This is a genomic window from Acidobacteriota bacterium (assembly GCA_034211275.1).
Lineage (GTDB): Bacteria > Acidobacteriota > Thermoanaerobaculia > Multivoradales > JAHZIX01 > JAGQSE01.
In genome coordinates this window covers 1-7,339 of sequence record JAXHTF010000265.1, presented here as the reverse complement: position 1 = coordinate 7,339, position 7,339 = coordinate 1, and the positions used below count along the sequence as shown (strand labels likewise).

The following is a 7,339-nucleotide window of genomic DNA, read 5'->3' as shown; positions in this document are numbered from 1 at the left end:
CGCATCCGCGAGGGCGCCCGGGCGGAGCTGCAGCAGGCCAAGCTCGCTTCCCTGGGCACCATGGCGGCGGGATTGGCCCACGAGCTCAACAACCCGGCATCGGCGGCGCGGCGGGCGGCGCAGAATCTTTGCGAGACTCTCCAGGCCTTCGACCAGGACGCCTCCCGGCTGCTGCGCCAGCTGGTCTTCCGGCAGGTGCCGATTGGTTCTGCGGCGGATGGAGGCACCGCGGCGGAGGAGGGCGCCGCGGCGGGCGATCCCTTCCAGCCCATTTACGACGTTCTCGGCGCCCCAGCGCCAAAGCTCGACGCCATGAGCCGTAGCGAGCGGGAGGACGAGCTGGCGGATTGGCTCGAGGAGGAGGGGGTGGAGGCGCCCTGGGAGGCGGCGGATACCCTGGTCACCGCCGGCTTCACCCAGGAAATGTTGGAGGCGTTCTCGGAAGGACTGGTGCCCCGGCACCGCAAGGACTTCCTCACCTGGCTGCCCCGGGACGTGGAGATGCGCCAGCTGGCGGAGGAGCTGGCGGAGAGCACCCGGCGGATCTCCGAGCTGGTGACGGCGATGAAAGCCTACACCTACATGGACCGCGGGGAGGAACAGCAGGAAGTGGATCTCCACCGGGGCCTCGAGGACACCCTGACCATCCTCCAGCACAAGCTGCGCCGGCGCTCGATCGAGGTGGTCCGGAGCTTCGGCGAGCTGCCGGCGGTGCGCGCCTACGGCGGCGAGCTCAACCAGGTGTGGACCAACTTGCTGGACAATGCCATCGCGGCGGTGCCGGATGCCGGCGGCCGGGTCGAGATTCGCACCCGCCACGACCAGGAAGCCGGCGTCGCTCAGGTGGAGATCGAGGACAACGGCCCGGGCATCTCGGACCAGCACCTGGACCGCATCTTCGAGCCCTTCTTCACCACCAAAGAGGTGGGTGAGGGCATGGGGCTGGGATTGGACATCGTCCACCGCATCGTCAAGAACCGACACCGGGGCACCATCGACGTGCGCTCGCAGCCGGGCAAGACCCTCTTCTGCGTGCGTCTGCCGGTGGGGGCTCAGGAGAATTGAGCATGGATCAGCCCGTCATCCTCGCCGTCGACGACGATCCCCAGGTCCTGCGGGCGGTGGCCCGGGATCTGCGGCGGCATTACGGCGAGGACTACCGCATCATCCGCGCCGGCTCCGGGGACGAGGCCCTGGAGGTCTTGGAGGCTCTGGCGAAGAAGGAGCAGCCCCTGGCGCTGGTGCTTTCGGACCAGCGCATGCCCCAAATGGACGGCGTCTCGCTCTTGGGCAAGACCCGGGAGCGCTTTCCCAAGGCCAAGCGGGCGCTGCTCACCGCCTATGCGGACACCGAGGCGGCCATCGACGCCATCAACCGGTCGCAGGTGGACTATTACCTGCTCAAGCCTTGGGACCCGCCGGAGCAGCGGCTGTACCCGGTGCTCGACGATCTGCTGACGGATTGGCGTTCCGGCTATCGGCCCGGTTTCGGCGGCCTGCGCATCGTCGGCGACCGCTGGTCTCCGGAATCCCACGCCCTGCGGGACTTTCTGGCGCGCAATCAGGTGCCCTACGAATTCCTCGACGTGGAAGGCAACACCGAGGCCCGAGAGCTCGCCGGTGGAGCTTCCGGCAACGGCTCCGAGGGCGGTCCCGACGGCGCCGCCAATGAAGGCGTTCAGCCGGAGCTGCCGGTGGTGCTGCTGCCCGGCGGTGAGCGGCTGGAGCGCCCCACCCCGAGTCAGCTGGCGGAGCACGTGGGCCTGAAGACCGAAGCCCAGCGGCCGTTCTACCAGCTGGCCATCGTCGGCGGCGGCCCGGCGGGGCTGGCGTCGGCGGTCTACGGTGCCTCCGAAGGCCTCAACACGGTGTTGGTGGAAGGGGAGGCGCCGGGAGGCCAGGCGGGTACTTCCAGTCGCATCGAGAATTACCTGGGCTTTCCCGCCGGCCTCTCCGGCGCGGACCTGGCACGGCGGGCGGTGGTACAGGCCCGACGCTTCGGCGTGGAGCTGCTAACGCCCCAGCGGGTGGAGGAGCTGCGGGTGGACGGTCCCTACAAGCGCCTGGTGCTGGACAGCGGCCAGGAGATCGCCTGCCACGCCCTGATGCTGGCCATGGGCGTCGCCTGGCGGCGGCTGCCGGCGGAGGGAGCAGAGGAGCTCTCCGGCCGCGGCATTTATTACGGCGCCGCCATGAGCGAGGCCATCAGCTGCCAGGACGAGGTGGTCTACATCGTCGGCGCCGGCAATTCCGCAGGGCAGGCGGCGATGTTCTTCGCCGAGTATGCGACGAAGGTGGTGATGGTGGTGCGCGGCGATTCGCTGGCGGCGAAGATGAGCCACTACCTGGTGGAGCGCATCGAGGCCAGCGAGGTCATCGAGGTGCGGCTGGGCACCGAGATCACCGCCTGCCACGGCGGTGATCGTCTGGAAGAGCTGACCCTACGCCAGCGGGATTCCGGGGACACCGAGACGATCCCGGCCCGCATGCTCTTCGTGTTCATCGGCGCCGCTCCCCATACCGAGTGGCTCGGCGACCTGGTGGCCCGGGATTCCCGCGGCTTCGTCCTCACCGGTCCCGACCTCCAGGCGAGCCACCTGGCGGGCTGGCCCCTGGAGCGCCCGCCCTTTCTGCTGGAGACCAACGTGCCCGGGGTCTTCGCCGCCGGCGACGTGCGCAGCGGCTCGGTGAAGCGGGTGGCCTCCGCCACCGGCGAGGGCTCGGTGTCGGTGCACTTCGTTCACCGCTTCCTGGCCTCTCTCTAGCAGAGTCCCTAACTTTCTTCAGAATCGTCGGCGCTCAGACCTAGAGCCTTCATGCGCCGATAGAGCGTCGACACCGCCACGTCCAGCCGCTCGGCGGCCTGGGGCACGCTGCCTCCGGTGGCCTCCAGAGCGAGCTGGATCTCCTCCCGCTCCACCGTCTCCAGCGTCGCCTTCAACCCCGTGCCGGTAGCGGCCCCGGAGCTGCTGGCGATGTGCGGCTGCAGGAGGGCGGTGTCGAGGAGCTCATCGTCCCCGAGGAAGAGGGCGGCGCGGGCGATCTCTGTCGCCAGCTGGCGGATATTGCCGGGCCAGGAGTAGGCCAGGAGGGCCTGGACGGCGGCGCGGGAAATACCCGCCGGCCGCACGCCGGCTTTCTGCGCTTCTTGTTGCAGGAAGTAGGCGGCGAGATTGGGGATGTCCCGGCGGCGGCGGCGCAGCGGCGGCAGGGTCACTTCCCAGCCGGCGATGCGGTGGTAGAGATCGGCGCGGAAGCCCCCGGCGGCGAGCATGGACTCTAGGTCCTGGTGGGTGGCGGCGAGGATCCGCGCCCTCGCCGGCCGGGCCACGGTGCCGCCGAGACGGTGCACTTCCCCCTCCTGAAGCACCCGCAAGATCTTCGCCTGGGTGGTCACCGCCATGTCGCCGATCTCGTCCAGGAAGAGGGTGCCGCCGTCGGCGGCTTCGAATTTCCCCGGCCGAGCCTCGACGCCGGTGGCCACCCCGCGCTCGATGCCGAAGAGCTCGGATTCCAGCAGATCCCCGGGGAGAGCGGCGCAGTTGAGGGTGACGAACGGGCCCTGGGCGCGCCGGGAGGCGGCGTGGAGGAAGCGCGCCAGGACTTCCTTGCCGGTGCCGGACTCACCGCGAATCAACACCCCCACCTCGCCGCGGGCGACGCGGCGGGCTTGGCGGTAGATCTCCTGCACCGCCGGTTCCAGGGTCGGCGGTTCTGGGAGGGGAGCCTCCTCACCGGCGTCGAGCTTTCGGGCTCTTGGCTCCGGCGGTCGCCGGAGATCTTCGCCGCAGAGGTGGAGCAAGTGCAGGGCTGTCTCCAGCACGGCCCCGCAGCTGCGGGCGACCCCGGCTTGGAGGAAACCCGCCCGCACCCGAAGCCCTCCGCGCCGGACCTCGACTGGTAACAGGGCGTCTTCCCGTGCCTCTTCGTCGTCTAGGTCCCGGCGGCCGGAGAAGAGGAGGGCCGGGCGCTCTCCCACCACCTCGGCGATTTCCAGCTCGGTGCAGGGCAGCCGGCGGAAGAGGGCCGCTCCCACCGCCTGGGCTGCCTGCAGGCGGTTCTTGCCCGCCAGCGTCGCCAGCAACTCCGGCAGCTCGGTGGTGAAGAAGGCCTGGGCCGGGGCCAGAGAGGCGGTGGTGGGGGCGTGGGTGCCGCCGGTTCGATCTGCCTGTTCGGTGGACGACGCATCGGCTCGCTCATCGAGCGGCTTCGCCGCCGTAGCTCCGGAATCGGAACGGGCCGCCGGCGGCAGGGAGAGATCCACCGCCGCCTCGAGATCTTCCTCCGTGGCGGCCTCCAGCTCCCCCTGGACCGACCCGAAGCGGACCTCCATCCCGGGCTCCACCATCACCGCCTCGTGGATTCGCCGGCCGTCCACCCAGGTGCCGTTGCGCGAGCCCAGATCCTCCACCCGCACCGTGCCGTCCTCCACTACCAGCAATGCGTGGCGTCGGGAGACGCTGGGGTGCCGCACCTGCACGTCCACCCCCACGCCACCGGGCCCCGAGCGCAGGCTCCCGGAGCCGAGCTCGTAGGGACCGGCGAGCAGAGGACGGCGGACGATGCGGCGGTCGAGGTGGAGGAGAAGGCGGAATGGCATGGTCACGTCGGAGCCCGCAAACGGGGCGGCCCCGAAGGCGACGAACATAGCACGCCTCTCTCAAAGCTGAGATGGGTGGTCTCTCAAAGCTGAGAGAGGCCGCAGAACCCTTGCGAAGGTTCTGAAGCGCCCGGCGGAGGCCCGCTGCGGTCGAATGTCTCGCTCTCTGGGTGAGCTGCGGAGCCCAACTGCCCTGGAATCAGGGCTTTGCCCTTCCTGAGAGGTCTCAGTACAACAAATTTGTCTTGTCTCTCCGCCGGCATTCTCCGGGTTGGGAGGAGGCTGGCATCGGTGGTCACCACCTTGCAATCCCTCTTTGCATCGCCGTTTGGGGCCTGGTCCCGACGGCCTCATCAGAACCAGGGAGGGACAAGATCATGAGTGCCCACACCGTACGTCACATCGAAGCGCAATCGTTCAGCCTCCGAAGAGGAGCGGATCTCGGCCTGGTGGTCCTGCTGCTCTTCTTCACGGCCCTGGTTCCCGCGGGAACCGCTGGGGCCGAGGAGGAGCGGTGGGAGCTGCCGGAGGAGCGCACCGTCTTCGCCAAGGTCTTCGACTACGGCGACGGCTCCCAGGCCGTGCACGTCGGTCTGGAGCCGCTGCACTATGGCGACCCCGGTTCCGGCGAGCTCCTGGAGATCGATCCCACCCTGACCTTCGAGGACGGCTGGAGCAATGAGACGAACTCCTTTCCTACCTTCCTGCCGCCGCTGCTGGGGGATGGCTCGGCTCTGCGCCTCGGTCCGGAGCTGGCGGTCACCTGGCGTCCGGGGCGGCTCAGCGCACGGCTGATCAACGGCCTGGAGCTGGAACTGGATGATCCGGCTCTTTCCTGGGGCCAGCCTTCGGAGGAGCGATCCAACGCCGTCGTCTATCGGGACCTCTATCCCGGCCTCGACCTGCTGGTGGCAGTGCGCCGCGGTGCCGTCGACCTGGAGCTGGTGCTGCGGGATTGGCTGCTGCCGGTGGAGCCGGAGCAGGTGGCTCAGCTCTTCGTGGAGGCCGAGGTGGAGATTCCCGCCGAGCTCTTGGAGCGGGTGGAGGAGCGGGCTCAATTCGGCGAGCCGCTGGAGGAGATACCTCTCTATCTCGGCCGTGCCGGGGATGAGCATGTCATCGCGGTGATGGCCGATCCCGGTCTTCCCGCGCCGCACCTGGAGGAGCACGCGGCGGCGTTGGTCTTCGATTCCCAAGGGCAGACGGCACCGGCGCCGGCGGAGTGGCTGTCCACCCTCGGGGAGTGGCTGGCAAGTGGCCGGATTCGCTACGGAGTGGATTTCTCCAGATTCTCCGGTCACTTGGAGGAAGAAGGCGGAGTGGGCGTCGCCGATGCGGCCCTGATGGCCCCCTTCAAGCTCACCAGCGCCGACCGCATGGACAGTCAGCGCTATTTCGCCTTCCCCAAGCAGGGGAGAGTGGCGGTGACCATCAGTCGTCGGGAGACCGCCAACGGGCCCCGCTACCCCTACCGGCTCAACCGCATCGAAGCCGGCCTCGGGGACGGCCGCATCCACCGGGCGGTGATGGTCTTCGCCGGTACCGGCGACCTACAGCAGAAGATGCAGCAGATGGGCTCCTGGGAGATCCAGGAGATGAGTCTGGGCACCCTGGACGTGCATTATTTGCCGCCGAACGGAGTGGTCGACATCGAGGCCGACACCGTCGTTGCCGGCAGCGTGGCCAGCCAGATGCTGCCCGACGGCGGAGTGCCTCTGCGGGCTTCGGACTCCATCCTCGACGCGCCCTACAACCAGACCACTCGCCCCATCCCCGGCGGCACTCTGCAGACGGGGACCTGGGACTACCTCGCCGGTGCCGGGTTCTCGTCCCGCACCATTGGCGGCAAGGTCTTCTCCTTCGGTCCCCTCTCCAACCCGGCGCCAGCCAGCAGTACTCCGCGGGCCGCCCTCGATCTGGCGGGGATGCTGAAGAAGAACTGGCCCAATTTCTATCTCGGCCTGGCGCTGCCCCAGGAAACCACGACCTGCATCCCTTGCACCGACGCCCATCCAAATCCGGCGGTGCAGGCCCTCAACGGCGAATATCGGGTAGGCGCCGGCTTCTACGACCTGCGGTTGGAAGTGCGGCTACGCAACACCGTCAGCCACACGGCGACGGTCTTCGCAACGTCGGTGGGGGGGCACAACGACCAGCTCTACCCCGGGGAAGCCCTGGAGTGGGATCTGGAGCTCACGGCCCTTTCCGCCGGCGCCTCCGGCGTAGAGCTGACGACGCAGAGCTGGGATCCGCTGGACGGGGTGAGCTTCACCTTCCACGATCCTGCCAACCCCGCCACCGCCCTCAACTCCGCCCAGCTCAGCGCCCTGGGAGACACGGTGCGGGTGCGGGCCACCTGGAATCGAGCCCGGCCGGACCTCTACGGCAAGACCCAGGACCTGCTCCTAGACGCCCGGCTCGCACCCAGCGGTCGCCTGGCATCGGGGGAGGTGAAGATTCCCATCAAGCTCCGAGCGCCCGAAGGGCAGCCGAGCTTCAGCTCCATCTACCCGGTCTTCGACGACAACGTCAGCGTTCCCATGGGACTGGCCTGGGTGCAGCTGCCGTCCCAGGTGCGCGGAGCGGTGTTGGGGGAGGCACGGCTGCGCCACCAGAGCGGACCGACGGCGAGTCTGCAACAGGGGGTGCATTGGGACCTGTGGAGCTCGGCCTCGCCCGGCAACGACGGCGAGGTGGTGATCTATCCCGATCAATTCCGGCCCGGGATGTACACCGTCG

Annotated in this window: 4 protein-coding genes; 3 read left to right on the top strand and 1 reads right to left on the bottom strand. The window is 68.9% G+C overall.

What is annotated here, in order from left to right; genetic code table 11:
* Together SX243_24290 and SX243_24285 are read left to right on the top strand one after the other, a co-directional pair.
* Positions 1-1,065: HAMP domain-containing sensor histidine kinase (locus SX243_24290; GenBank protein ID MDY7096106.1), on the top strand; the 1,065-nt coding region annotated here is incomplete at its 5' end.
* A gap of 2 nt (positions 1,066-1,067) precedes the next feature.
* The gene (locus tag SX243_24285) at positions 1,068-2,765 is read left to right on the top strand and encodes an FAD-dependent oxidoreductase (protein MDY7096105.1); all 1,698 of its coding nucleotides are present in this window, start codon (positions 1,068-1,070) and stop codon (positions 2,763-2,765) included.
* An 8-nt stretch (positions 2,766-2,773) separates the two neighbouring features.
* Here the strand turns inward: SX243_24285 and SX243_24280 are convergent, their stop codons facing one another.
* The gene (locus SX243_24280; GenBank protein ID MDY7096104.1) at positions 2,774-4,648 is read right to left on the bottom strand and encodes a sigma 54-interacting transcriptional regulator; all 1,875 of its coding nucleotides are present in this window, start codon (positions 4,646-4,648) and stop codon (positions 2,774-2,776) included.
* 329 nt (positions 4,649-4,977) lie between these two features.
* Here SX243_24280 and SX243_24275 point away from each other — a divergent pair.
* Positions 4,978-7,339 (top strand): hypothetical protein (locus SX243_24275; protein MDY7096103.1); only part of this gene is annotated, 2,362 nt, incomplete at its 3' end.